Genomic DNA, 25,741 nt, shown 5'->3' with positions numbered 1-25,741 from the left:
CCCTAAAATTTAGAATTTGAACACGAAAAGATGATTTTCTATGATATAGTTAGGCTAAAAAGATGTAAAATATGGTTGATTTTTTTAGAAAGAAGGGATTTTGATGACCGTTCATATCATAGCAGACAGTGCTGCTGATCTGCCTCTTTCTTATTATGATGAACAAAACATGACACTCATTCCGCTGCGTGTGTTACTCGGCGAGCAGGAATTTGAGGATTTGATTACCATTGAACCAAAACAAGTATTTGATGCGATGAGACAAGGTGCAAGTCCAAAAACATCACAAGCTTCACCGAACCGGATAAAGGAAGCCTTTGTTTCTGCAGCACAAACCCATACATCGGCTATTTATGTTGCCTTTTCATCAGAGCTTTCAGGTACATACCAAACCGCTGTGATGATGGCAAACGAAGTGAAGGAAGAATACCCTGATTTCGATTTACGAATCATTGATTCTAAATGTGCTTCACTTGGTTATGGACTAGCTGTCAAACACGCTCAATCACTTGCCATTGACGGAAATACAATACAAGAAATTGAAACGTCTGTAAAGCATTTTTGTGAATCTTTACAACATATTTTTACTGTAGACGATTTATCGTATTTAGCAAGAGGCGGAAGAATCAGTAAAGCGTCCGCATTTGTTGGCGGATTGTTAAGTATTAAACCCATTTTACACGTTGAGGATGGAAAACTGATACCCCTTGAAAAAATTCGTGGCCGTAAAAAATTATTGAAACGCATAATCGAGCTGATGAAAGAACGCGGATCTGACTGGTCCAGCCAAACTGTTGGCATTAGTCATGGAGATGACCCTGCACTTGCAGAAGAAATGAGACAATTAATCGAAGCCGAATTTCATCCAAAAGAAATCGACATCCAGGTCATCGGCGCAGCTGTCGGGTCCCACTCAGGCCCTAGCACACTTGCCATTTTCTTTACAGGCAGCCCATCATAAAAAGCACCCTTCCCTGAATCATCACGGGAAGGGTGCTTTTCTTATGATAGCTTAAATCGGTGAACGGTTTCGTTTAACCTTGCCGTCATACTCATCAGTTCTTCTACTTGTTTGTTCATTTGATGGAAAGATTGCAGTTGTTCGTTTGCCGAGGCAGAAATTTCTTCGCTGCCCGCTGCCGTTTCTTCTACAACGGCACTAATATTTTCAATCGAGTGCAGCACTTGTCCGCCAAGCTCTGTTGATTGAATAATTTGATCATTTAAGATCGCCATTTCTTGCTTAATATGTTGTGCTTTTGTTTCTATATCTTCAAAGGAGTGTGAGGTTTTGTCCATTGCATCTTGCTGCTGAAGTGATAGCTTGACCCCTTCTTGTACAGTTTGGCTAATGGATTGAATGCCTTTTTCAATATGACTCACCATGTCAAAAATTTGTCTTGTTGCACGAGACGATTCATCTGCCAGCTTACGAATTTCGTCCGCTACGACGGCAAACCCTTTGCCTGCTTCTCCTGCTCTTGCCGCTTCAATCGCCGCATTGAGCGAGAGGAGGTTTGTCTGGTCCGCAATATCAGAAACCGTTTTGGCCATTGCGGAGATTCCGCTTGCGTACTGAGTGAATTCTCCTGCAGACTCTTCAATTTGTCTCGTCGCACGTGTATTTTTTTCAATGGCTGCTTTTGTTTCTGTTAACGTGTGCTTTCCGCTTTCTACCGCTTCAATGGCATCCTCTGTACTACGAATGACTGTATGTGATCTTTCGGAATTCTTACGGCCATGTGAATCCATTTTCTCAATCAAACTAACGCCATGCTGAAGGTCTTCTGAAATCGCTTGTGAACCATTTGCCATTTCGTCTGTCGATACAGACACTTGATTGGCTGATTCCATAAGCTTTTTGTTTTCATCATCTAACTGAATCGAAAATGATTCTACTTGGCTTGAGACATGGCTGATTTCTTGAATCAAGCTAATCAGCTGATCCGTCATTTGATTGAACGACTCATTTAATCCGCCGATTTCATCTTTACGCTTGATGTTCATCCGCTCCACAGCGAGGTTTCCTTCGGCAATCTGTTTTGCCCGGTAAGAAAGGGATTTGATTGGTGTCACAATGGATCTCGTTAAACCAATATTTAAAAAGACGGTGATGACAATCAGTGTGAGGGCTGCGACAGATGCGCTTGTGATGATCCATTGCACATTATCTGCCGCCTCCTCTAAATGGTATTCATACGCTTCTTGTGCTCTTTTATTCATCGTATGCACGTCGTTTAAAACACCGTCAATTCTGGCAGCCACTCGTCTGGCATCAGACGCATTTTTTTCACCAATGGCATTGTTTGCTTCTTGCGTCCATGTGTCAAACTTTGAATTCAACCGTGTTAGGGCTTCTTTGTTCATATTTCCTGCGTTTTTGTTTAACGTTTGCAGCTGTTTTTTCGCTGTCGATATATCGTTTTGAACGACCTCTAGCTGTTCATCTGAAAGGGTCATGGAATAATTGGTCATGGCTTGTTCGACACTTTCAAAGCTTGCCTTCGTTTTTTGTACGTTCAGTAAGGTTTGAACTTCTGTTTCGCTTGATGACTGAATCTTTGTCATACTCACAATAATAAAGGCAATTACGCCAACCGCTAAAAGAAGTGAAATGAGTGAGTTGAGCAAAATTTTGATGCGTAAGCTCATGATGCTGCCCCCTCTTCTTTCAGAAGTGTTTGCTTCAGTCCATTTAATTTTTTGGTCAAATTCTCAGCATCTTTGAGCACCCGGATTCTTGCCATATCGATTCCGTCATTACTTAAGTCATAAACGATATGTCCACTTTTGATTTTGCTGCTTTTGACGAGCTGTTCGCTGAATTGATAGACGACTTCATCGACTTTTTTGACCATAGACGAAATAACGGCTTTTTCAGCTGTATAATACTGATCGCTGTCCACGCCGATTGCATATTTGCCTTGCGTTTGCGCTTCTTTTAATACACCAACACCCGTATAACCGGCTGCGGCATATAAAACATCTGCTTTCTTTTTGATCATGTCTTTCGCTATTTTACTGCCTTTACCTGCATCACTAAATGTGCCAGCATACGTGGATACGACCTTGATTTTCGGATTCACTGATTTTGCGCCTTTTTGATAGCCTTGTTCAAATCGATGGATCACCTCTGCATCGACTCCGCCCACAAAACCAATAACATCACTTTTTGTTGTCATGGCAGCAAGAGCTCCCGCTAAATAGCTGCCCTGCTCTTCTTTAAAAGTCACTGATGTGACATTTTTCAATTCAGACACAGCATCAATGAGTAAAAATTGCTTTTTCGGATATTTTTTCGCTACCTTTTCTAAGTCTTCTTGCATACTGAAACCTACACCGATGATCAGGTCATTTCCATCTTTCACAAGCTCGGTCAGCCCTTTTTCATATGTATCGGTTTCTGCAATTTCTCTATAATCGAATTCAATGCCAAGCTCATCACGTGCTTTTTCTAATCCTTTAAATGATGAATCGTTAAATGATTGATCACCAAGACCATCATCCGTCAGCATGACACCAATATGCTTCGTATTTGATACCGGTGGTCCTCCCTGCTGATTGCTGCATGAGGCGAGTACCATGATCATAGCTGCCATCAGAAGTAATGAAATCTTCACTTTCATCCAAAAACACACTCCTTTTATCATCCTTACCCCTTATTTATCGGATTTGAGAGGCATTGTTTCAATGATAAAGTGAAGGATTTTCAGCTTTTTTCATGACTTTTTTCACTGAAAAAAACCATTATTTATGATAAAAATAAAAAAAGTGAGCAAATGCTCACTTTTTCTCGTATGTCCATCCTTCTTTTTGGTAAACAAGATCATTTTTCATCAGATGACCTAATGCTCGTTTGAAGGCTGCTTTGCTCATTTGAAATCTTTCCCGGATATCTTCTGGATCACTTTTATCCCCGTAAGGCATTGCACCGTTTCTCGTTCTCATGTAAGTTAAAATTTCTTCTGCATCGACAGATAATGCATCCTGTTTTCTAGGCAGCAGAGAAACGTTCACGGTTCCGTCCTCTTTCACTGCAATGACGCGTCCTGTCACGGTCGATCCTAATCTAGGCTCTTCCTTTCGTTCCGTGCGGTGGATAAACCCACGCACGCCTGTATCTGTCAGCATAAAAGAACCTGTCGCAATTAAGCGATAAATCGTTCCCGTAATTTCTTTGTTCATTAACGTTTCTGGCGCCTCAGTAAATAATTCACTGATCACATCTTCAGTGGCTGGTTTTGCGAACATTCTCCCGTAACTTGTCACTTTGAGCATACAGTATAGTTTGTCGCCTTTTTTCGGCCACGCTTCCTCAAAAGGCGGGAGGTGTTCAGTTGCAACAAGTGCATCCTTTGACAAACCTATATCGACAAAAGCACCCATATCTTCTACAACGTCTACGACTTCTACCCAATCGTATGTATGTGCATTGATTTTAGGAATTTTCATCGTCGCTGCCAGTCTTTCCTCATGATCTACATATAAGTAGACCTCTACTTCATCACGATCTCCAATATCCTCTGTCATCTCACTGCGATGTAGGAGAACAGAATCTTCGCCATCTGTTAAAAAGTAGCCGTATTCCATCTCGTTATCTATTTGCAAGGTCAGTTGCTCACCTGGTCTCATGTTCTCTTCCTTCCTATCTGCCCTTAAAAGAGCGTTCGTTCATCTTTTGATTCACTTTATTCTACTATACTTCTGTCATCATGAACATCTCTAGTTCTGTTAGCTAAAGTGGACAAACTGTACTTGAATTATACCGCATGCATCTGAACTCGCTTCGATAAAGTTTCTTCTTCCCCTATGGGCATGATAAAATAGACGCAATATCTATAGTTGGAGGTCATATGTGATGGCAAAAGAAAGTTCATTTGATATTGTATCGAAGGTGGAGCTGCCAGAAGTGCAAAACGCCATTCAAGCAGCACTGAAAGAAATTAAAAACCGTTATGATTTTAAAGGAAGTAAAAGTGATATTTCACTAGAAAAAGAAGAACTCGTTCTCATTTCTGATGATGACTTCAAGCTGGAGCAGCTAAAGGATGTCCTTGTGACAAAACTGATTAAACGAAACGTACCGACTAAAAACATTGACTATGGAAAAACAGAACATGCCCTAGGTGGAACCGTTCGCCAGCGTGCAAAGCTGATTAGCGGGATTGATAAGGACAATGCCAAAAAGATCAATGCCTTGATCAAACAATCTGGTTTAAAAGTAAAGTCGCAATTTCAGGATGACCAAGTGCGTGTGACAGGAAAAAATAAAGATGATTTACAAGAAGTGATGGCGCTCATGCGCAAGGTAGATTTACCGATTGACGTCCAATTTATAAATTTTCGATAAATTTCAAATTTTCCATTGATTATTTCCGATTTTTTCGATACAGTTGATGGAAGTTCAATTCATTGACATGTTCATATCGCTTTCTTATCAAGAGAGGCAGAGGGACTGGCCCTGTGAAGCCTCAGCAACCGGTGTAGTAGAAATCTATTTTCTATGACCAAGGTGCTAAATCCAGCAAGCAACTGCTTGGAAGATAAGGAGAAGAATTTCAATACAGCCAAAAAGTCTTCTTCTTATCAGAAGGCTTTTTTTGTTACATAGAAATAAGGAGGAAACCAATGGGCCTATTACAAGACTTACAAAATCGCGTACTGATTGCTGATGGAGCAATGGGAACACTTTTATACTCTTATGGCATTGACCGCTGCTTTGAAGAATTAAATTTATCGAAAGAAGATGAAGTCAAAAGAGTGCACGAAGCATATGTGCAAGCTGGAGCGGACATTATTCAAACGAACACATACGGTGCGAATTATATTAAACTATCCCGCTATGGCTTAGAGGAAGAAACAAAACGCATTAACACAAAAGCTGTACAAATTGCCAAAGCAGCCGCTGGCTCAGCTTATGTCCTCGGAACGATCGGCGGCATTCGAACATTTAACAAAAATGCCTACTCTTTAGACGAGATTAAACGGAGCTTTAGAGAACAGCTCTATATCCTTTTAAATGAAGAGCCTGATGGGTTACTGCTTGAAACATATTACGATATTGAAGAAGCAAAAGCCGTTCTTGAGATTGCTCGCAAAGAAACAGCGCTTCCGATTGTCATGAACGTCTCCATGCATGAGCAAGGTGTATTGCAGGACGGTACACCGCTAAAAGACGGTTTATCTGAATTATCCTCACTTGGCGCTGATGTCGTCGGCATTAACTGCCGATTAGGCCCTTATCATATGATTCAGGCACTTGAAGGCGTTCCACTTTTGGAAAATTCGCATTTATCTGTCTATCCAAACAGCAGTCTCCCCTCCCTTGAAGAAGGCAGACTCGTCTATGATACAGATAATGATTATTTCCGAAAAAGTGCACTTGAGTTTAGAAATCAGGGCGCACGAATCATTGGAGGCTGCTGCGGAACAACCCCTCAGCATATTAGCGCCATGGCTGAGGCGGTCAAAGATTTAGCACCTATCACCGAAAAAGAAGTGAAAGTATTAAAAGAAGAAATCATTTCCATCCAAGATCAACGAACAGAACCAGGTCTTGACGAGCTGGCTGTGAAAAAACGTTCGATTATCGTCGAGCTGGACCCTCCGAAGAAGCTGAACTTTGAAAAATTCCTCGTCGCAGCGAACGAATTAAAAAGTGCGGGCATTGATGCCCTCACACTGGCCGATAACTCTCTAGCTACCCCGCGTATTAGCAATGTGGCATGCGGCGCTTTATTAAAACAGCAGCTTGATATGCGTTCACTTGTCCATATCACATGTCGTGATCGCAATTTGATTGGACTCCAATCCCACTTAATGGGGCTGGACACGCTTGGACTAACCGATATTTTAGCCATCACAGGCGATCCGTCTAAAATTGGAGACTTCCCAGGTGCGACATCTGTGTATGATTTAACCTCCTTTGATTTGATCCGTCTGATCAAACAATTTAACGAGGGACTATCTTTCTCCGGGAAGCCGCTCGGGAAAAAGACTAATTTTTCTGTGGCTGGTGCGTTTAATCCAAATGTCCGTCATATTGATAAAGCGGTCAAACGCCTCGAGAAGAAAATCGAATACGGTGCCGATTACTTTATCTCACAGCCTGTTTATTCTGAAGAACAGCTTGTGAAGATTCATGAAGAAAGCCGACATTTGGATAAACCGATTTACATCGGTATTATGCCGCTAACAAGCAGCCGAAATGCTGAGTTTATTCATCATGAAATTCCCGGCATTAAATTGTCTGACTCGATTCGTGAGATTATGGCCAAGGCAGGCGAAGATAAAGAAAAGCAGCGGACAGAAGGGTTAGCGATTGCCCGTTCTTTATTAGATACAGCCTGCGAATTGTTTAATGGTATCTATTTAATTACCCCTTTCCTTCGATCAGATTTAACAGCAGAACTGACAACTTACATCCATCAGAAAGAAAAGGAGCCAAACATCCATGCCAACTATCACTGAACAGCTCAAAAAACGCATCCTCGTCCTTGACGGTGCAATGGGCACAATGATTCAAAACGCCGATCTCACAGCAGAGGATTTCGGCGGAGAAGAGTATGAGGGCTGTAACGAATATTTGAATGTCACAGCCCCTCATATTATCTCCACGATTCACCGGCAATATCTTGAAGCAAGTGCAGATTTAATCGAAACAAATACATTCGGCGCGACGAAGCTCGTTCTCGATGAATATGGACTTGGCCATCTCGCCTATGAATTGAACGTAAAAGCAGCTCAGCTGGCAAAGCGTGAAGCAGACCGTTTGTCGACACCAGACTGGCCCCGCTTTGTTGTAGGCGCAATGGGGCCCACTACAAAAACATTATCCGTGACAGGCGGCACAACGTTTGAAGAGCTCGTTGCAAATTATGAAGAACAAGCCCGCGCCCTGATTGATGGGAAATGTGATGCTCTTCTTTTAGAAACAAGTCAAGACATGCTGAATGTCAAAGCTGGATTTAAAGGCATTCAAGAAGCCTTTCACGCGACCGGTATTGAGCTACCACTGATGGTGTCAGGGACGATTGAACCAATGGGCACCACCCTTGCTGGTCAAGATATTGAAGCCTTTTATATCTCACTTGAGCATATGAAACCAATCAGCGTCGGTTTAAACTGTGCAACTGGTCCAGAATTTATGACAGACCATATCCGTACACTCTCCTCCATCTCAAAGTCGGCTGTCAGTTGCTATCCAAACGCTGGTCTCCCTGATGAAGAAGGGCAATATCACGAATCCCCTGCTTCGCTTGCTAAAAAAATTGCCGCTTTTGCAAAAGAAGGCTGGTTAAATATCGTCGGTGGCTGCTGCGGTACAACGCCTGCACATATTCAGGCATTGTCAGATGAAGTACGTTCGCTTCAGCCCCGCAGCATGTCGCATGAGTCATCACCGCATACCGTATCAGGAATCGAGCCCCTCATTTATGAAGAAGCGATGCGCCCCCTCTTTGTTGGTGAGCGCACAAATGTCATTGGTTCACGCAAATTCAAACGGCTCATCGCAGAACAAAAGTTTGAAGAGGCGGCAGAAATTGCCCGTGCTCAAGTGAAAAATGGCGCTCACGTCATTGATGTGTGCCTAGCAGACCCTGATCGTGATGAGATAGCAGACATGGAAGGCTTTTTAAAAGAAGCCATGAAAAAAGTGAAAGCTCCTTTTGTCATTGATTCAACCGATAAACATGTCATCGAAAAAGCACTCATGTATTCTCAAGGAAAAGCGATTATCAATTCTATTAATTTAGAGGATGGAGAAGAGCGCTTTGAAGAGATTCTTCCGCTTGTCAAGCTATATGGCGGCGCACTTGTTGTGGGAACAATCGATGAAACAGGGATGGCCGTCACTGCAGATCGAAAACTTGAGATTGCCGTAAGATCCCATGACCTGCTCACGAAAAAATATGGAATCCCTGCGAGTGATATCATTTTTGACCCGCTTGTCTTTCCAGTAGGTACTGGAGACGAACAGTATATTGGTGCTGCTGAAGAGACGATTAAAGGCATTGAGCGAATCAAAGCAGCACTGCCTGAATGTCTCACCATTTTAGGCATTAGTAACGTGTCTTTCGGACTCCCGCCAGTTGGCAGAGAAATATTGAATGCCGTTTATTTGTATCACTGCGTAAAAGCAGGGCTTGATTATGCGATCGTGAATACTGAAAAGCTTGAACGCTTCGCTTCAATTCCAAAGGAAGAAATCAAGCTGGCTGAAACTTTACTTTATGAAACAAATGATCAAACCCTTGCTGAGTTCACCCAATTTTATCGCGGGAAAAAGAAAACAGAGAAGAAACCAAAGATCTCCTTATCACTTGATGAAAGGCTGGCACTCTATGTCGTCGAAGGGACGAAAGAAGGCCTGATTGATGATTTGGCCCTTGCTTTGGAGAAATTTGAATCACCTCTTCATGTCATCAATGGACCATTAATGCAGGGAATGTCAGAGGTTGGGCGCCTTTTTAATCAAAACGAATTGATTGTAGCTGAAGTCCTCCAATCCGCTGAGGTCATGAAAGCATCTGTTTCATACCTTGAGCAATTTATGGAGAAAAAGGACGCAAGCGGCAAAGGGAAGATTCTCCTCGCCACCGTCAAAGGCGATGTCCATGATATAGGGAAAAACCTGGTCGACATCATTTTGAGCAATAATGGCTTTCACGTCGTCGATCTTGGAATCAAAGTAACCCCACAAACATTGATTGAAGCGGTGCAAAAAGAAAAGCCAGATATGATAGGATTATCAGGTTTACTTGTCAAATCAGCACAGCAAATGGTCTTGACCGCTCAAGATTTACAAAAAGCAAACATCTCTGTTCCCATTTTGGTGGGCGGCGCGGCGCTTTCCCGGAAGTTTACGAAGATGAAAATTTCGCCTCAATATGATGGCCCCGTCCTTTACGCCAAAGATGCAATGGACGGCCTGTCTTTAGCGAATGAATTAAGAGCGAACCCTCTTCAATTTCAAACAAAACCCTTAGAGGATCAAGTAACACTCCATAAGGAAAAAGAAACAACGCAGCCAAAAGCTGTGATTGAATTACTAGAAAAACGCGCGACACTTCCCGAGGCAGCCATTTTCACGCCAGAAAATACGAAACGCCATTATGTACGGGATATTGATTTGCACCACATAATGCCCTATGTCAATGAGCAAATGCTGATCGGCCATCATCTCGGCTTAAAAGGAAAGGTCAAAAAGCTCTTGGCTGAACAGCATCCAAAAGCATTGGAGTTAAAACAACTGATCACAGATCTTCTTCAAGAAGGCAGAGAGAAAAACTGGTTTGCACCTGCATTCGTCTATCAATTCTTCCCTGCCAGTTCAAATGGGAATGACCTGCATATCTATGATCCAGAAGCGCCTGACCGCGTCATTGAGACATTCCAATTTCCAAGACAGGAAAAACTTCCGTACCGGTCTATTTCTGATTATGTGCGGAAAAGCGGAGAGAACGAGAAAGATTATATCGCCTTATTTGCAGTGACGGCTGGCGCCCGCATACGAGAGGTTGCGCAGCAATTTAAACAAGAGGGTGACTATTTAAAAATGCATGCGGTCCAAGCTTTAGCACTTGAGCTTGCAGAAGGATTGGCTGAACGAACGCACCAAGTAATTCGTGATAAATGGGGATTCCCAGACCCAGTCGATTTCACGATGGAGAAACGGTTCCAAGCCAAATATCAAGGTCAGCGCTATTCCTTTGGCTATCCAGCGTGCCCTAATCTAGAAGACCAAGAAAAACTATTCCACCTGCTGCAGCCAGAAAAAATCGGGATTCATCTCACAGAAGGGTTTATGATGGAGCCCGAAGCATCCGTTTCAGCCATTGTCGTTTCTCATCCTGAAGCTCGATATTTTAACGTTCACTAAAAAGAACCTCCTGAATTGGAGGTTCTTTTTATAAATAAAAATGGAATAAATATGAAGAATTACGTTTATTTACCGATATTATAAATGAAAGTCATTTACTTAAAAGGAGATGTTTGTCATGTTCAAAAAGAAGATCGGGGTTTTATTGCTTACAGGCCTCTTTATCGCTAGCCCTCTTTTCCAATCACCTGCTCAAGCAAGTGAAACGTCTACGAAACAAACAAAATATTATACAGAAGAATTGGAGCATTTGTATCCAGATAGTGATTATGCAAACAATGATACGATGGAAAAAGCTCAATTCTTACAGCACTCTCTTCATCTAAACAAGACCTATTTATATCACGAAGGCAGTATCTCTTCTATGAATGACATTGATTTTTACCGGTTCACCAGCTCTAAATTTGATGGAGCAGATGGCCGCTTTTCTATCAAACTCGTCAATGTGAAAGCTGGAAATGATTTCGATCTTTATCTTTACAATCAGAGCGGGTCACTCGTGTCTTCCTCTGTGCGGACAAACAACCAAAATGAAATCATCCATATGCCGAAAATTGCCGCAAGCACTGACTACTATTTAGCCGTCAAACCAAAGCAATTATTAAATGAAGAGGACAACATGTATCGTATTGTCTTTGATAAAAGTATTGAAAAAGGCACAACCAAACGATATGGATCACCTGCCACATTGAATAGTTTCAATGAAGCCGGATCTCCCAATTCTTCTTTTGATTTAAGCAGATTGCCGCAGGATGCCGTTGTCACTGGCCTGTCATTAGAAGCTGAAAAAGGCAGTACAAATGCATATAATTATGTATTCACCGTCTCTTCCTTAAAAGGCGGAACAGTGAACGTACCTTGGAACGGTCAAAAAGTTGACATCTCTTCTTATAAAACAAGTCAAGTGCCAGCAAAAGACCGCTTTTTTGTTTCTTTTAATGCAACCGAGGTTCCTCAATTGATCGGTGGACGGTTAATCAAAGTAGGCGTTGTCTCAATTAAAAACTTACAGCTCACCTTTGAATATGAATACAACCGTGACCTCAATTATTAAACCATACAAAAGGAAAAGGGAGCACCGAAGCGCAGGACTGACACCGAATGCGAGGGTTTGTCTACACGCTGAAGGAAAAGGTATCCCCTTTTCCTTTTTCTTATGCGTTCTTATGGTACGATACATATAGAGAAATCAGCTAAGAAGGAGTTGCGTGTATTGGCAAACGTTATACAACGAACTTTAACCCTTGATGACATACCAGACCTTGTCGCATTGTCAAAAGAGGTCGACTGGCCTGATTACAATTCGGAAGAGCTCACATCTCTTTTAACAAATGGACATTTTACCGGTTTTACAACAACTGACGGACAAGTCATTTCATGCGCTGGACTTTTTCAGTATGACAGAGTGGCATCAATTGGGGCGGTCATTGTATCTGAGACACATCGAGGACTCGGTCTTGCCCGTCAAATGATTGACACACTGCTTCGTCATAGTGATCCAAGTGTCCCTGTCGTTTTAACGGCTACTGTACAAGGACAGCCAGTTTATGAAAAAATCGGCTTTCAGACAGCCGGTTATATTCATACATACAAAGCACAAAAAACAAATCCTAGTGCCCTTCACCCGTCACATCAGATTCATCTTTTTCCCGCTGATCAAACGCACCTCCCGTCTATTGAAAGGCTGGATGAAAAAGGCGCAGGGACCAATCGATCAAACTTCTTAATAAAGCGAATGGAGCGAGCAGCATTTAAACTGATCGCAAAGGATGAACACCACGAAATCACCGGCTTCGCGTTTGGTGTGGAAACACCAGCTAATCTGATGATTGGCCCGCTTGCAGCAAACGATGAACAAACGGCGCTATCACTCATTCAATCACTTCTCACGTCTTATTCTGGCGCCTTTCGTTTAGATATGCAGGAAGAAACAGCTGAACGCCTGCATGCATCACTTGTAGAAGCAGGATTTACGAAAACAAACGTCGCACATTTTATGATGATTCGCGGGAACGAAAAGCAGAACGATTCGGCGCTTCTCTATTTCCTGGCCTCACAAGCATTTTCTTAAAAAATCAAAAAGCTGTAGACAGAAGTTGTCTACAGCTTTTCTTTTTTATTTTTCGCCTACGGATGAGAGAACTTGAGCGAGTGCATTTGTGACCTTGCCATGCTCTGATGCATGCGGCCGGTCATCTCCATCTCCATAGCCATAATCAATCATGCGATTACGGTTTAAGCAAAGCTTTGTCAGCTGAGGCTGGAATAGATCAAATAAAGCAAAACGATCTTTTAGCTGTGGAAATTGCTTTTGATACTGCTGAATTTCTTCTGCAAGCAAGCGCCAAAGCGTCGTTTCATCTAACAGATTGTGATTGTCTAACACGTTTGACACGTAACGAAGATTGCAAATAAACAGGCCCGTAAAAATAAATTGTACAAGACCCTCAGGCGGCTCACTACGCAGCACTTCCTTTAGATCTTCTTCTAATGAAGCCAATTCAGGCAGCGGCTGATCACTAATGTTCACATCATCAACAAAATCTTTGATCGCCAAACGATGCGGCTTGTGATCTTTTAATACAAGAATTGTATTTTGTCCGTGCGGTGAAAACACCGTGCCATATTGATACATAAAGTGCAGAAGCGGCGGCATGACAACGTGGAAGAATGACGCCATCCATTCTTTTGCTGACAGACCCGATTTTTCAATGAGCTGCTTCAGATAAGGCTCGCCTTCATGATCTTCATACGTCAGTGCCGCCAACGTAACAGGGCTCTCCCCTTCATCTAAATACGTATAAATGCTTTCTCTAAAAATGACCCCAAGCATTTCAAGGTATTGATACGGCGCACCAGGTAGCTTGCTGTAATAAGGATGATCAACATTGATACTCGCATTCTCACCTGGTAAAATCACGCGGCATACATCGGATAAAAAGGCGTCTTGATCGGCGATTCCTTTAATATGTGCTGTAATACGAGGTGCAATCACCGTACGTTCTGATGGGAGTCCCCGGTATACTAGCGTATTTAAAATACTCATTGGCAGTTTAATATGATGCTTGCCTTTATTTGAGATGTTTGTAAAGGTTCTGATCGATTGCTGTGGAATATATTGATCCAGCCCTTCTCCTAAATACACAATACGGCGCATGGCTAAATCTTCAGGGAAATGCTGGATGATCATATGCGTCCACTGCCATTTATGAACAGGCATCATATAATAATCAGCAGCATTCAGCCCTTCATCCTTTAACACACGTTGGAATTGACGAATCGTGACTTCGTCTAATTCTTTGGCAATGATGTGCTCATAGTTCTCATGATCGACCGCATGGAAAGTCGCAAGTTCTCGGTGAACAGCAATCCAAGACAGCTGCACACATTCCTGCCTTTCAGGTGCATAGGCTAAGTAATCATCGTAGCTGAACCCAATACGCCCTTTGTTATAGACGATCCACGGATGACCAGTCATCTCGCCCTCAATCCATGCATAATCTGTATCTGTTAGCTCATCTGCACGAAGTGCTTTTTTCGACAGCAAATGAACATCCGCTAACAAGGTATGGTGAAGCTCTTTGATCAGATGACCAGTTGTTTCAGAAGACATTGGGATGATTGGCTGAATGTCTAGTAAAAACACAATGGCACTAACATCCTTTGTCCATGTTCCGTCTTGACAGCACTCGATCGATTCAGCAATCGTATCAAAACTATCAAACAAACGAGGTTTTGCGAGATAACGATATTTCTTCTGTTCGTGAATGATTAATTCATATTGGGCGATGCCATCCTGATGATTTAGCTGAACGGGATGAAGCATATCCTCATACATATATTCGGACAGCATTTTTGCCACCATTCGCTGGTTTGCTTTTTTCCAAGCAGCAGGATTGACCGCTTTTTTCAATTCATCTTGTACACTCATCGGTTCATCCTCCTTACCCTTTGATTTCTTCAAATGTATTTGCGTGTTTATGTGTACCGAATGTCTGGAAAACATGCTTTTGATAAAGTGGATACACAGGTCGACAAGCCAGTTCATTGATAATGACACTGTTTCGGTACGCACCTAGCCCTAAATCTGGTGCGCCTACTCCATGTGTATGAAGCTCTGCATTTTGTACAAAAATATCATTCTCACCTAATGTGTTTGTTTTCAATCGATATTCACGTTCAACCTGGAAGCGTCCTTGATGATCCCACTGAATATGATGGGAAATCGGATCAATAAATGGTGGTAATACAGATTGATAGCCCGTTGCCAAGACGACAATGTCTGTCTCATGCGTAAAGGAGTCCTCTTTGACCCATTGATTGCATGAAAGCGATAAGCCGTCCCTCGTTTCCTCAATCAAATTGACTTCCGTCATCGCCTGCAGCACGGTGTTCAGCTGCTCTCCGCAAGCAGAACGTTCATAAAGCAAGTGATAAATATCTCGGATCATCGCTGAGCTGATGCCTTTATACAACAAATCTTGCTGCTTTAATAGCGCATCTTTTTTAGGCTGCGGAAGCTCATAAAAGAAATCAATATAGTCTGGAGAGAAATACTCAAGACCCAAATTTGAATATTCCATTGGGAAAAACCCTTTAGAGCGTGTAAACCAATGAATATCCTTCGCCTCATCGTCTGATAAAATGTCATAGAATACTTCTGCCGCACTTTGACCAGAACCGATGACCGTCACGGATTTTCCTTTAAAACAGCCTTCTTTCTTTCGTTTCAAGTAATCAGCAGAATGAAACACCCGATCCCCTAAAGCTGGCTGAAGAGATGCTGGTACCGCAGGCTGTGTACCGATACCTAAAACAAGATGCTTACTTTCAAACACCTCTACCGTTTGATCTTTCACATGACGGACATGCACTTCATATCGTTTTTCTCCAGCTTTTTCAACGATGGAGACAGATTCGACATTCATGCCAAATCGGCAAGAATCTAATTGATCCGCGACCCAGCGGCAATAATGGCTATATTCCTTGCGCGGGATATGGAAGTCTTCTAGAAAGTAAAATGAATACAAACGGTTTTGTTCCTGCAAATAGTTGAGAAAGCTATATTTGCTTTTCACATCTGCCATACTGACAAGATCCGCTAAAAAGGGGACTTGAAGTGTTGTCCCTTCAATGAGCATACCTGGATGCCAGTGGAACGCTTCACTTCTTTCAAAAAACAAAGCGTCAATTTCATCTACTTCTTCAGATAATGCAGCAAGCCCTAGGTTAAATGGTCCAATGCCAATCCCAATGACATCCACTACATTATTTTGCTTGTTGAACCGCGTCATGGTTATACTTCCTTTCAAATCGATCTCGATGACAAAACATCAAAAGACCTGTTTTATCTGGTAAAGTGACTGGTTTCACACGTTCGAATCCACACTTTTCAAAGACATGAATCATTTTTTCGTTCCGAATATCTGGCTCAGCCACGATTTTTTCTGTTCGTTTGTTCTGCTCAAACTGAAATGCTGTCATGGCTTGAAGCAGCGGAGCCGCAAATCCTTTCCCTACATAATCTGGCTCTCCAATTAACAGGTGAATGCCTTGATCATGCGGAGAAGGCTGATAGTACGATTCAATGATATCCCCTTTCACATTGTATGCTTCAAAATAGCTCATCGGCGTGCCATCAATGGTTCCTAAATAAAGGGTTTGATGCGGATCATGAATGGCCTGATAAAAGTGCTTTTCAAAAGCAGGAAATGGAATATTCAAATGCCAAAATGGGTGGACATACTCTTCTTGCATCCACTTGTGGACAAGCTGGACGTCCCGTTCATATTCAGCGCGAATGAACCCAATTCGATGCCTCATCCAATCAGCGCCTCCTTATGTAAAAAGAGCGGATTCAATACAGACGTGTACCTGGATTGAGTTTCTAAAGAACCCGTCAGCTCATCCATATCTTCAAACCGCGTGAGTAAGTTCGCTTTTGAAGGCAGCTCCTGTGACCGAATAAGACTGTTCGTCAGCTCAGATGCACCATATGTCTCTTCATGCGCAAGCAGTGTGTCTCTAATCAGGGCTAATAAATCTTCTTCTTTTGCAAGCCCCTCTGTACCAAAACCATTCACAAGACCAAACAAATGATTAAAGAAGAAATAGTAACGCAGTCTCTCAACCGCTACATCGTCTGCACAAATGGTTTCACTTCTGACGCTTAAGTTTTGAACAAGCTTCGCAAGCTGATCCTTTTTCGATTCGCTATAATAGTAGCCTTGGTTGTCACGATAATAGAATGTGTGCGGATATCCATTCTTTAGCTGTACGACAGCATTTTGCTGATGGGCTTCAAGGGCAAGTCCATACGTTTCAAACAGCCAAAGCATCGGCTCTAACGCAATCGATAAATATTGTGTGAACCAATCACGACTGACATCTTCTGTTGATCTGCCTTCAGCGTCTGCTAATTCATGGATAATGCCTGAAAGCCTTGATTTTCCTCCGTATGCATGATCCTGACATAGCCCTGCTATTAAGCTTGCCCCTTTTTCATGATGCAAAAATGGATTTTGACGAATGACGACTTCAAAGCCAGATTCCGCCTCATCCCCTTGAATAGATAGATACGCAGGATCTTCAATTACACGGAATCCAGAGAATTTGTCATATAAAGAAACGCCTAATTCTGTTTTTAAGATACGAGACATCTCAACTCCACGATCAAGTTCCTTTTGTTTGTTAACGCGTAAAGAGTTTGTGATCTTTACAGGGACAGAGAATTTAAGCATGTACGCAGAGTCTTTTTGATAGACCGTTCTAAAGGAAGATGTCGCTGTGTATTCAGATCCTAGCGGCCCTAAATACGTCAGCATCCCGTCCTCTATATAACGCTTGACGAACGCTTTCTCCATGACCACTTGGACTTGTAGCGGATGAATCGGAATCAGGACATATTCACCGCCTTCTGTTAACGTCGTCAGTCTCTCTTTTTCTTCTGGCATCTGGCGCATGAGCTCCTCAAACATGAGACTTGCCGCAGATTGTGAAAGAGAAGAATCCTGAAGCACAATTGACGGATGTGCTTTAAAGTAATGAAGCTGGAAAGAGCCTTTCAGCTCAGGAGAATAAATAGCTTCCTCCTCTTCTGTCATTCCTTGTCTGCTTTTTGGTGTAGGATGCGTTAAATGCCCAAGAAGAAGTGACTGCTCCGCTTCAATATATTCAAAATCAGCTGAAGAAAGAGCCGCTCGATCACTTTCTCTCTCTCTGATGAATCGTTCAATATTCCGGCAGCTTAAAATGATGCGAAGCATGAACTCATCCTCTGCATCTGTGCGGCCATATTCAATGAGAAGTTCCTTTGAACATAAAGCAACAAGTGTGGTGTAATCGATGATCGTTCCCTGTTGCTCACTGCCTTGCGGGCGAAAGCGAACGGGAAAATCAAAGAGATGACGGCCTACAGGCGAAAAATATCGAATCGGAATGACAAGCTCAAGATCTTGTTTTGCTAATGCTGCTACAAATACAAGTGAGCCGTCTGCTTTTGTCTCTTTCTTTGCAGATCGATCAATTCCTGTTTCACGTAAAAAACAGTTTAAAAAGCTTTGCATAGTTGCATTTTCAGCCATTTGTTTATATTGACTCAACGTAGTACCCTCCCGGATTGAATATGAGCGATCCCGATATCAACAATGTCAGAAAGGATTTCCTCAATATGTGTAATAGTCGTTCTCGGATTTAACAAAGTAAATTTTAAGCAAGTTTGACCATCGGCTACTGTTTTTGCTACGACAGCCGTTCCTGTTTGGAAAAGTGTGCGATGAATGATTTTATTGATGTCCTCTGCTTGATGATCATCTATAAAACGAAACACGACTGCATTGATTTCTGGATCAGGATTGATCACCTCAAGATGCTCATTTTTCTCAATCAACGTAGCCACATCTTCCGCAAAATGGATGGTGTGGTCAATGATACTTGCAAACCCTTCTTCTCCAATCATACGCAGAGAGAGAAGGAGTTTTAGCGCATCAAACCGGCGCGTCGTCTGAACAGATTTATTCACGAGATGCAGAATGCCTTCCAGTTCATCTTCCTTTGGATTGAGATAATCTGCGTGGTAATCAATCAAACCAAAATGTCTTTTATCCTTTAGTAAAAATGCCCCGCAGGAGATCGGCTGATAAAATTGCTTATGAAAGTCAATCGTGATCGAATCAGCCAGCTCGATGCCATCTAATTTTCCTTGGAAGGTTTTGCTTAATACAAGCGCTCCTCCATAGGCAGCATCTGCATGAATCCACAAACCGAAAGGCTTCACCATGTCATATATGTCACGTACAGGATCAATACTGCCAAAATCAGTTGTCCCGCAAGTCGCCACGACTGCAAATGGAAGCAAATCCTGCTCTTTAAGCTCCATAAGCTTCTTCTGCAAATCATGCAGGTCCAGTCGGTGATGTTCGTCCGTCTCAACTAACACAACAGCCTGTTCACCTAAACCTAGCTGAGATGCTGATTTTTTCACAGTGAAGTGGGCATTCTTGGAGCAAAGAATCCGCATACGGTTTGCCTCGCTCGGCAACCCTTTCTGCTGTACATTCCATTGCCAAGTGTTTTCGCAAAATGCATCTCTTGCTAAAAGCAGTCCCATGTAGTTAGATTGGGTTCCACCGCTCGTAAAGGTCCCATCTGCTCGTTCTCCATAAGAAAACTTTTCACATAACCACTTGAGGATTTCCTCCTCAACCAAAGATGCAATGCCGCTTTGATCAAAGGAATCCATTGATTGGTTAAAGGAACTTACGATCACCTCTGCTGCCAGAGCAGGGATAAGAGGTGGGCAATGCAAATGTGCCAGGCATTTAGGATGTGACACATCAACTAAATGCGGTAAAAGGTGATTTTTTATATCTTGAAAAACAGACTCAATGGATTCACCAGCCGGTTGAATCTGGAATAACGATTCGACATGAGCCGCTAATTTCCCAGGCAATATTCCACTATACGGTCCTCTGCTTGTTTGCCACTCTGCCAGTAAGCTGTCGATGGATGTGTAGAGAGCCGCTTGGAAGGACTCCCTCCCAAGCTGGCTTTGTTGAATGAATAATGAATCGACAGATGGTTTAGTTGACTGCATCGTAAACTGCCTCTTTAAAAATCGTGATGACTTTTTCAAGCTGTTCTTCTGTCATGATCAAAGGCGGTAAGAATCGAATCACACTTCCAAAACGGCCTCCTGTCTCCACAATTAAGCCTTTATCAAAACAATTCTTTTGAATGAGACTGGCTAGCTCTGGATTTGCTGGATAACTGCCGTCCACATCCTGTTTCTCATCTGGATTCACAACTTCAACACCAATCATTAATCCTCTTCCTCGCACATCACCGAGAGCAGGCACTTGTTTTTGAATGTCTTTTAGATTGGCCTGCATACGCTGACCAAGCGCTTCTACATGATCAAGCAGATTGGTTTCTTTTATAAATTTAAGCGTAGCAGTTCCAGCTGCCATCGCCATTTGATTTCCTCTAAACGTGCCAATGTGTGCACCTGGATTCCATTGATCTAAGTCTTTGTCATAAATCACAACGGATAGCGGAAGGCTTCCCCCAATTGCTTTTGATAACACAATGACATCTGGCACAATACCAGCATGTTCAAAGGCAAACATCTTACCAGTTCGGCCGATGCCTGATTGAACCTCATCAATAATAAGTGGAATTCCTTTTTCTTTTGTGATTCGTCTCATTTCTTGTATCCATTCAATTGATGCCGGGATGGAGCCGCCCTCCCCTTGCACCGCTTCAAAGATCATGCCTGCTGGCGGAAGAATTCCACTCTCAGGGTCATTTAATACACGCTCAATATAAGAACTGGAAATGCGATGTGAGTCTTTACCGCCAATTCCAAATGGGCAGCGGTATTCATATGGATAAGGCAGGAAGTGAACATCTGGTATTAATCCTTGTACTTTTTCCTTTGGCGATAAGTTGCCGCTTAATGACATCGTGCCATGTGTAGCACCATGATATGCTCCGTGGAATGATAGAATAGAACGATTTCCCGTCGCTGTCTTGACTAATTTAATTGCTGCTTCTATAGCATCACCACCAGTTGGTCCACAAAATTGAATTTTCGCTCTTTTTGCAAACTCCTCTGGCAAGTGAGAAAAAATCTCATTCACAAATTCTTCTTTAATCTCTGAAGTGATGTCCAGCGTATGCAACGGTCTTTTTTCATGAAGCATACGTTCAATAGCATCTATAACAACCGGGTGATTGTGACCAAGGGCAAGTGTTCCTGCACCTGCTAGGCAGTCATAAAATTCTCTACCATCTGCATCTGTCACGATCATACCTTCGGCTTTTTGCATGGCTAATGGGAACCGTCTCGGGTAAGACCTTGCATTAGATTCTCTTTGACTTTGTTGCTCTAAAAATTGCTGATTTTTAGAAACGGTTTTGATGGACATAATAAAACACTCCTCCAATTGATAAAGATTATCATTTTCATTTACTAGCCTAGAGGATGTAAGATACGAAAGTCAATTGTATTCAAAAAGATGATTCTAAAAGCATATGAATGCTATTTTCTCTTTTTAACGAGTAATTTCGTGTATTTTTTACAAACATCTACAGCCATAAGGGCGATGTAACGTTTGAGTATGAAAAATATTGAAAAAAATTACAAAACAATTCTCCTGGTTCTTTTGCTCTATTCGTTGTAGCTCCCTTGTTTGATACGGGACGGCCGAATGAAATGAATGTAGTAAAACAAAAAATGAACGTTATTTTATCTTGATATAAATGGTTATAATGGTATAATTTCTCTGAAACGAAAGGGAATCGAGGGAGATCTGATGATTTTAACGAAACATGACCTGCACCACTACTTGGCACAAGATCAGAAAGCACTTGCCATCAATCGAAAAAGACCAAAGTGGCTTGGGGATGATATTTGGAAATATCAAATATATTTACGAAAATATGAGTACTATACGAATAGCGGTGCTACGTTACGCAAATGGTTTTATCGTTACTTACATAAAAAGAAAGGCATGCAGCTTGGCTTTGATATCCCAATTGGTGTATTTGGACCTGGGCTCAGAATCAACCATACTGGGCTGTTGATTGTGAACAAGCATGCCAAAATCGGCGCGTTTTGTGATATTCATCAAGGCGTAAATATCGGTCAAAACCATCATGAAAAAGATGTGCCCGTCATTGGAGATCATGTATGGATCGGCCCTGGCGCTAAACTGTTTGGAAATATTTATATTGCGAATCATATTTCCATCGGAGCAAATGCAGTAGTGAATCGCTCCTTTCATGAAGAGCGGATTGTCATTGCAGGTGTCCCTGCTCAAAAAATAAAAGAAAAAAGCCCTTCTTTATGAAGGACTTACTTGACCAAAGCAGTGAGCCACATGAGATAAAATAAGATGGATAAACATGAGGATCATCCTGCCCGAGCCCATCACCATTTATCCTATGATGCTTTGGCGCAATCAAACCATCAATCGGTAGCAACTTGAAGTGAAACAAATCACCACAGCCGTACTCTCTAATTTGCGTTGGAGTACCCGAAGACCAGCATGAGAAAGTACAAGACAAAGACGAGGATGGCAATCGCATAGATGAAAATGGACACAATCAGTACTGTCCAGCCCAACCCTTTTCTTCCTGTTTGAATGAGATATATTCCAAGTGTGAAGAGCCCGAGTAAAAGACCTAAGATGGCCCATAACCATTTATTTTTCCCGTGTTTTGGTGCATCAACGAATAGGTAGATTGCGACTAAGATGGATACAAACCAACCTGTAATCCATTTCACATTCATCCGCCACCCTTCTTTTTCAATTTATTTAATCTTACTATACTTTTTTCCTAATCTTAAAAACAACTATTCAAATGAATGATTCGGAAGGCTTTGCCATTCTTCTCTCAGCATCCCATACCGCATCGAATCATAATATTCCCCTTGATAGTAACGAACCTTACGCAGTCTTCCCTCAAGGATAAACCCGCATTTCTCTGCGCAACGCATCATGCGTTCATTTCCAGACCAGGTGGTCAGACCGATGCGTGGGATATCAATGTGTGAAAAGAGTTCATCGATCCATAGACGCAATGCCTTTGTTCCAACGCCCCCATTCCAAAAACGTGAGTCATAAATAAGAATCCCACACTCCAGCCAGCGTGTGCGTTCATTCTCCCAATAGTAAGAAACTGTGCCCTTTAATTCACCTCCAACATCAATGCCAAATAGTTTTGGCAGGACAGAATCATCCTGTAAATAGCGTTTTTTAAATGCAGCAAGCGATATGTCATGTTCAATAAAATACGGTGCATTCCACTTTCGATAGGCCTGGTCTGGTGCTTTAAACCTTAAATGCCATACCACTTCTAAATCGGTTTCGTCTAATGGACGTATGCTCACAATCTCTTCTTTTTTTCCTTTCATCTGTTCACGTTCCTTTACTTTGTCGTTCTTTTAGCAAGATGACGATACTCGATAGGCGTCATGCCTTCATTTTGCCGAAACAGCTTTGAAAAATACGTTGGGTCATCAATGCCTACATGTTCTGCAATGAGAGCTATTTTTTCATTCGTTGAAGCAAGCAGGCTTTTGGCTTTTTCAATTTTGAGTCGATTGATGTACTGGCTCGGCGTCAGTCCGTACACGGTCTGCATGCACCTTGTCATGTAATCAGGATGATAATGAAGAATCTCTGCCAGCTTCTCCATCTGTAATTTTTGCGTAAAATGACGTTCAAGATAGTGAACCACTTCTGAAGCGACAGTCTCCTTTGCACTTGGAATATGAAATGCTTCTTTTTGTAAATGAATGAGCATTTCCTCAAATTGAAGCTGCTTTTTGAGCTGAAGTTCAGACGCATCATCATTTAAAGCGCGCATCGCTGAAAGATGCTTCTGTAGCACGCTTCCCCCTTTCACTTTTCCTTTTCGGGGCAGACGAAATTCATAGCTTGCTGCTTTTTCAAAAGTGGCTTGATTTTGCTTCATATCAAACCAGTGTTCTCTCGGCCGATCTGTAAACTCAAATGAATCGATTGAAAAATGCAGCCACTCATAAAGTGTTTCTTCTTTGCATGGCAGATGTCCACCATGGGCAAGTCCCGGTGATAAGATGATATATTCTCCCTCTTTTACGTGATGAGGCACCTCGTCTTCTGTGATCCACAGTTCACCTTTCGTGACATAAAGAAGATCAAATACGGTGAAAATTCTGGAGATATGTCGTTCTCCTCGATGGAATACACCTTTGCCTGAAGCAATATAGACTGGAAATGGCGGTACAGTAAATGTAATAAACGGACCCATATTCATCCCCTTATGAAGTCGGATTTCTCCAATAAGTTTCGGTTTCATCTCTTCTTATTATAGTCGATGCAAGGTACACTATAAATCGGATTTATACGAAAGAAGGTGATGTGATGAAACCACAAGCACTGACAATACAAAAGGTTCAAGCCAAAAGTGAAAAATCCCACCCTTCATTATTTGCATTAACTTGGCCTATTTTTATCGAAATCTCTTTATATATGCTGATGGGGAGCGCAGATACACTGATGCTCAGCCAGTATTCTGACAATAGTGTTGCTGCAGTAGGAGTAAGCAATCAGCTACTAAATCTATTGATTGTGATGTTCAGCTTCATTACGACTGGGACGACGATTGTCATTGCGCAGCTTTTAGGAGCGGGCCGCAAGCAGGATGCGACCCAAGTTGCCTATGTATCACTAGGCACCAACTTCCTCATTAGCTTTGTGATCAGTCTTCTTATGTTTGTGTTAGCTGTGCCCATCCTGCATATGATGGGCTTATCAAGCGAGCTCATGCCAGATGCAACCGTCTTTTTACAGATTGTCGGCCTGCTTTCTTTTATTCAGGCGCTCATTATGACCTATAGTGCTATTTTAAAAAGCTATGGATTCACGAGAGATACGATGTATGTCACCATCGGTATGAACTTGTTAAATATTGCTGGTAATTATTTGGTCATCTTCGGACCATTTGGCTTCCCTGTATTAGGTGTCATGGGTGTTGCTCTTTCCACATCATTTGCACGGTTGATCGGTCTTACAGCCATGATTCTCATTGTTCGACACCGCATTGGATTGCGGTTTTCATTCAAGCGAATGTTTTACATCCAGCGAACGCATTTAAAAAAACTGCTAAAAATCGGCATTCCTTCTGCTGGAGAACAACTTTCTTATAATGGCTCTCAAATGATTATTACGCTGTTTATCACATTTATGGGCACGCAAGCACTGGCAGCAAAAGTCTATACCCAGAATTTGATGATGTTCATTATGTTATTTGGTGCCGCCATTAGCCAAGGAACGCAAATCTTAATTGGGCGCCTGATCGGGGCGAAAGAATTTGATGCGGCCTATCGAAGATGCATGAAAAGCTTATACTGGGCCATTGCCATCTCACTTCTTTCTTCTACTGCTTTATCTTTATCATCGACGCATTTACTTACTTTTTTCACTAGCAACAGTGAGATCATTCAAATAGCGAGTCTCCTCCTCATATTGACAATTATTTTAGAGCCTGGACGCTCTTTTAATATGGTCATCATCAACTCCTTGCGGGCAGCTGGTGACGCGAAGTTTCCAGTCTATATGGCGATGATTTCAATGTGGGGCATCGGCCTTCCGATCGCTTATTTATTAGGCATTCAACTTGAAATGGGCCTTATCGGGGTTTGGATTTCTTTTATCGTGGATGAATGGGTAAGAGGTATCTTCATGTATAGGCGGTGGCGTTCAAGGATATGGACGGAGTACCGTTTTACTTCCACATAAAAAGGACTGCGGGTGCAGTCCTTTCAGATTGTTGACAAAGGGCTAAAACGAACTTTATTTTACCCCTTTG

At 42.2% G+C, this 25,741-nt stretch carries 20 protein-coding genes and 1 riboswitch; of the genes, 8 read left to right on the top strand and 12 right to left on the bottom strand.

Annotation, left to right across the window (positions count from 1 at the left end; all coding sequences use genetic code 11):
• Positions 1–103: 103 nt before the first annotated feature.
• Positions 104–961: a DegV family protein gene (locus tag ACTJJD_RS10845; protein ID WP_008348544.1), complete on the top strand. Its 858-nt coding sequence runs from the start codon at positions 104–106 to the stop codon at positions 959–961.
• A gap of 41 nt (positions 962–1,002) precedes the next feature.
• Here ACTJJD_RS10845 and ACTJJD_RS10840 read toward each other — a convergent pair whose 3' ends face one another.
• The 3 genes from ACTJJD_RS10840 to ACTJJD_RS10830 form a co-directional block, all read right to left on the bottom strand.
• Positions 1,003–2,652, bottom strand: a complete 1,650-nt coding sequence (locus tag ACTJJD_RS10840; RefSeq protein ID WP_440608383.1) for a methyl-accepting chemotaxis protein — start codon at positions 2,650–2,652, stop codon at positions 1,003–1,005.
• Positions 2,649–3,626: a BMP family lipoprotein gene (locus ACTJJD_RS10835; RefSeq protein ID WP_440608382.1), complete on the bottom strand. Its 978-nt coding sequence runs from the start codon at positions 3,624–3,626 to the stop codon at positions 2,649–2,651. The genes ACTJJD_RS10840 and ACTJJD_RS10835 overlap by 4 nt, the downstream gene beginning before the upstream one ends.
• Positions 3,627–3,783: 157 nt before the next feature.
• Positions 3,784–4,632, bottom strand: coding sequence for a CvfB family protein (locus ACTJJD_RS10830; protein ID WP_017360190.1), 849 nt, complete (start codon positions 4,630–4,632; stop codon positions 3,784–3,786).
• Between the two features lie 226 nt (positions 4,633–4,858).
• Here ACTJJD_RS10830 and ACTJJD_RS10825 point away from each other — a divergent pair, with 226 nt between their 5' ends.
• From ACTJJD_RS10825 to ACTJJD_RS10805, 5 genes are all read left to right on the top strand, one after another.
• Positions 4,859–5,350: a YajQ family cyclic di-GMP-binding protein gene (locus ACTJJD_RS10825; RefSeq protein WP_281201338.1), complete on the top strand. Its 492-nt coding sequence runs from the start codon at positions 4,859–4,861 to the stop codon at positions 5,348–5,350.
• 81 nt (positions 5,351–5,431) lie between these two features.
• A riboswitch (SAM riboswitch) is annotated at positions 5,432–5,550 on the top strand.
• Positions 5,551–5,628: 78 nt separating this feature from the next.
• Positions 5,629–7,470: a bifunctional homocysteine S-methyltransferase/methylenetetrahydrofolate reductase gene (locus ACTJJD_RS10820; RefSeq protein WP_007499079.1), complete on the top strand. Its 1,842-nt coding sequence runs from the start codon at positions 5,629–5,631 to the stop codon at positions 7,468–7,470.
• Positions 7,454–10,882 (top strand): methionine synthase, encoded by a 3,429-nt coding sequence (metH, locus tag ACTJJD_RS10815; RefSeq protein ID WP_335350201.1) that lies wholly within the window; start codon positions 7,454–7,456, stop codon positions 10,880–10,882. The genes ACTJJD_RS10820 and metH overlap by 17 nt, the downstream gene beginning before the upstream one ends.
• A gap of 118 nt (positions 10,883–11,000) precedes the next feature.
• Positions 11,001–11,936 (top strand): anti protein, encoded by a 936-nt coding sequence (locus tag ACTJJD_RS10810; RefSeq protein ID WP_440608381.1) that lies wholly within the window; start codon positions 11,001–11,003, stop codon positions 11,934–11,936.
• Positions 11,937–12,095: 159 nt separating this feature from the next.
• Positions 12,096–12,953, top strand: a complete 858-nt coding sequence (locus ACTJJD_RS10805) for a GNAT family N-acetyltransferase (RefSeq protein ID WP_440608380.1) — start codon at positions 12,096–12,098, stop codon at positions 12,951–12,953.
• Between the two features lie 45 nt (positions 12,954–12,998).
• Here the strand turns inward: ACTJJD_RS10805 and ACTJJD_RS10800 are convergent, their stop codons facing one another.
• The 6 genes from ACTJJD_RS10800 to ACTJJD_RS10775 are packed head-to-tail and all read right to left on the bottom strand — an operon-like array spanning position 12,999 to position 21,309.
• The gene (locus tag ACTJJD_RS10800) at positions 12,999–14,813 is read right to left on the bottom strand and encodes an IucA/IucC family protein (RefSeq protein ID WP_035700240.1); all 1,815 of its coding nucleotides are present in this window, start codon (positions 14,811–14,813) and stop codon (positions 12,999–13,001) included.
• Positions 14,814–14,826: 13 nt separating this feature from the next.
• The gene (locus tag ACTJJD_RS10795; RefSeq protein ID WP_440608379.1) at positions 14,827–16,176 is read right to left on the bottom strand and encodes a lysine N(6)-hydroxylase/L-ornithine N(5)-oxygenase family protein; all 1,350 of its coding nucleotides are present in this window, start codon (positions 16,174–16,176) and stop codon (positions 14,827–14,829) included.
• Positions 16,151–16,705, bottom strand: coding sequence for a GNAT family N-acetyltransferase (locus ACTJJD_RS10790; protein ID WP_008348567.1), 555 nt, complete (start codon positions 16,703–16,705; stop codon positions 16,151–16,153). Before ACTJJD_RS10790 ends, ACTJJD_RS10795 begins: the two co-directional genes overlap by 26 nt.
• Complete coding sequence (locus ACTJJD_RS10785; RefSeq protein ID WP_251210836.1) at positions 16,702–18,483, bottom strand: IucA/IucC family protein; 1,782 nt, start codon at positions 18,481–18,483, stop codon at positions 16,702–16,704. The genes ACTJJD_RS10790 and ACTJJD_RS10785 overlap by 4 nt, the downstream gene beginning before the upstream one ends.
• The gene (locus ACTJJD_RS10780; protein ID WP_440608378.1) at positions 18,480–19,976 is read right to left on the bottom strand and encodes a pyridoxal phosphate-dependent decarboxylase family protein; all 1,497 of its coding nucleotides are present in this window, start codon (positions 19,974–19,976) and stop codon (positions 18,480–18,482) included. Before ACTJJD_RS10780 ends, ACTJJD_RS10785 begins: the two co-directional genes overlap by 4 nt.
• Positions 19,963–21,309 carry an aspartate aminotransferase family protein gene (locus ACTJJD_RS10775; protein ID WP_326242231.1) on the bottom strand — a complete coding sequence of 449 codons (1,347 nt, stop codon included), beginning with the start codon at positions 21,307–21,309 and terminating at the stop codon, positions 19,963–19,965. Before ACTJJD_RS10775 ends, ACTJJD_RS10780 begins: the two co-directional genes overlap by 14 nt.
• 387 nt (positions 21,310–21,696) lie before the next feature.
• Between ACTJJD_RS10775 and ACTJJD_RS10770 the strand changes: the two genes are divergently transcribed.
• The gene (locus ACTJJD_RS10770) at positions 21,697–22,233 is read left to right on the top strand and encodes a serine O-acetyltransferase (RefSeq protein ID WP_440608377.1); all 537 of its coding nucleotides are present in this window, start codon (positions 21,697–21,699) and stop codon (positions 22,231–22,233) included.
• Between the two features lie 167 nt (positions 22,234–22,400).
• On the opposite strand, the gene ACTJJD_RS10765 is transcribed toward ACTJJD_RS10770, so the two are convergent.
• The 3 genes from ACTJJD_RS10765 to ACTJJD_RS10755 all read right to left on the bottom strand — a co-directional run bounded on the left by ACTJJD_RS10765 (position 22,401) and on the right by ACTJJD_RS10755 (position 24,181).
• Entirely contained in the window at positions 22,401–22,676 is a 276-nt protein-coding gene (locus ACTJJD_RS10765) for a hypothetical protein (RefSeq protein WP_035392471.1), read from the bottom strand.
• 63 nt (positions 22,677–22,739) lie between these two features.
• Complete coding sequence (locus ACTJJD_RS10760) at positions 22,740–23,300, bottom strand: GNAT family N-acetyltransferase (RefSeq protein WP_035392472.1); 561 nt, start codon at positions 23,298–23,300, stop codon at positions 22,740–22,742.
• A gap of 14 nt (positions 23,301–23,314) precedes the next feature.
• Complete coding sequence (locus ACTJJD_RS10755; protein ID WP_100324869.1) at positions 23,315–24,181, bottom strand: AraC family transcriptional regulator; 867 nt, start codon at positions 24,179–24,181, stop codon at positions 23,315–23,317.
• Positions 24,182–24,294: 113 nt separating this feature from the next.
• Between ACTJJD_RS10755 and ACTJJD_RS10750 the strand changes: the two genes are divergently transcribed.
• Complete coding sequence (locus ACTJJD_RS10750) at positions 24,295–25,671, top strand: MATE family efflux transporter (RefSeq protein ID WP_327872436.1); 1,377 nt, start codon at positions 24,295–24,297, stop codon at positions 25,669–25,671.
• Positions 25,672–25,741 lie beyond the last annotated feature (70 nt).

The organism is Bacillus sp. 22446 (genome assembly GCF_052044955.1).
GTDB classification, from domain to species: Bacteria; Bacillota; Bacilli; order Bacillales; family Bacillaceae; genus Bacillus; species Bacillus altitudinis.
The sequence above is the reverse complement of the archived record's forward strand: the minus strand, read 5'-3'. Positions and strand labels throughout refer to the sequence as shown.

Coding starts and splice junctions, on each gene's coding strand:
- ACTJJD_RS10845 (WP_008348544.1), top strand. CDS start 104: ATGACCGTTCATATCATAGCAGACAGTGCTGCTGATCTGCCTCTTTCT.
- ACTJJD_RS10840 (WP_440608383.1), bottom strand. CDS start 2,652: ATGAGCTTACGCATCAAAATTTTGCTCAACTCACTCATTTCACTTCTT.
- ACTJJD_RS10835 (WP_440608382.1), bottom strand. CDS start 3,626: ATGAAAGTGAAGATTTCATTACTTCTGATGGCAGCTATGATCATGGTA.
- ACTJJD_RS10830 (WP_017360190.1), bottom strand. CDS start 4,632: ATGAGACCAGGTGAGCAACTGACCTTGCAAATAGATAACGAGATGGAA.
- ACTJJD_RS10825 (WP_281201338.1), top strand. CDS start 4,859: ATGGCAAAAGAAAGTTCATTTGATATTGTATCGAAGGTGGAGCTGCCA.
- ACTJJD_RS10820 (WP_007499079.1), top strand. CDS start 5,629: ATGGGCCTATTACAAGACTTACAAAATCGCGTACTGATTGCTGATGGA.
- metH (WP_335350201.1), top strand. CDS start 7,454: ATGCCAACTATCACTGAACAGCTCAAAAAACGCATCCTCGTCCTTGAC.
- ACTJJD_RS10810 (WP_440608381.1), top strand. CDS start 11,001: ATGTTCAAAAAGAAGATCGGGGTTTTATTGCTTACAGGCCTCTTTATC.
- ACTJJD_RS10800 (WP_035700240.1), bottom strand. CDS start 14,813: ATGAGTGTACAAGATGAATTGAAAAAAGCGGTCAATCCTGCTGCTTGG.
- ACTJJD_RS10795 (WP_440608379.1), bottom strand. CDS start 16,176: ATGACGCGGTTCAACAAGCAAAATAATGTAGTGGATGTCATTGGGATT.
- ACTJJD_RS10790 (WP_008348567.1), bottom strand. CDS start 16,705: ATGAGGCATCGAATTGGGTTCATTCGCGCTGAATATGAACGGGACGTC.
- ACTJJD_RS10780 (WP_440608378.1), bottom strand. CDS start 19,976: ATGCAGTCAACTAAACCATCTGTCGATTCATTATTCATTCAACAAAGC.
- ACTJJD_RS10775 (WP_326242231.1), bottom strand. CDS start 21,309: ATGTCCATCAAAACCGTTTCTAAAAATCAGCAATTTTTAGAGCAACAA.
- ACTJJD_RS10770 (WP_440608377.1), top strand. CDS start 21,697: ATGATTTTAACGAAACATGACCTGCACCACTACTTGGCACAAGATCAG.
- ACTJJD_RS10765 (WP_035392471.1), bottom strand. CDS start 22,676: ATGAATGTGAAATGGATTACAGGTTGGTTTGTATCCATCTTAGTCGCA.
- ACTJJD_RS10760 (WP_035392472.1), bottom strand. CDS start 23,300: ATGAAAGGAAAAAAAGAAGAGATTGTGAGCATACGTCCATTAGACGAA.
- ACTJJD_RS10755 (WP_100324869.1), bottom strand. CDS start 24,181: ATGGGTCCGTTTATTACATTTACTGTACCGCCATTTCCAGTCTATATT.
- ACTJJD_RS10750 (WP_327872436.1), top strand. CDS start 24,295: ATGAAACCACAAGCACTGACAATACAAAAGGTTCAAGCCAAAAGTGAA.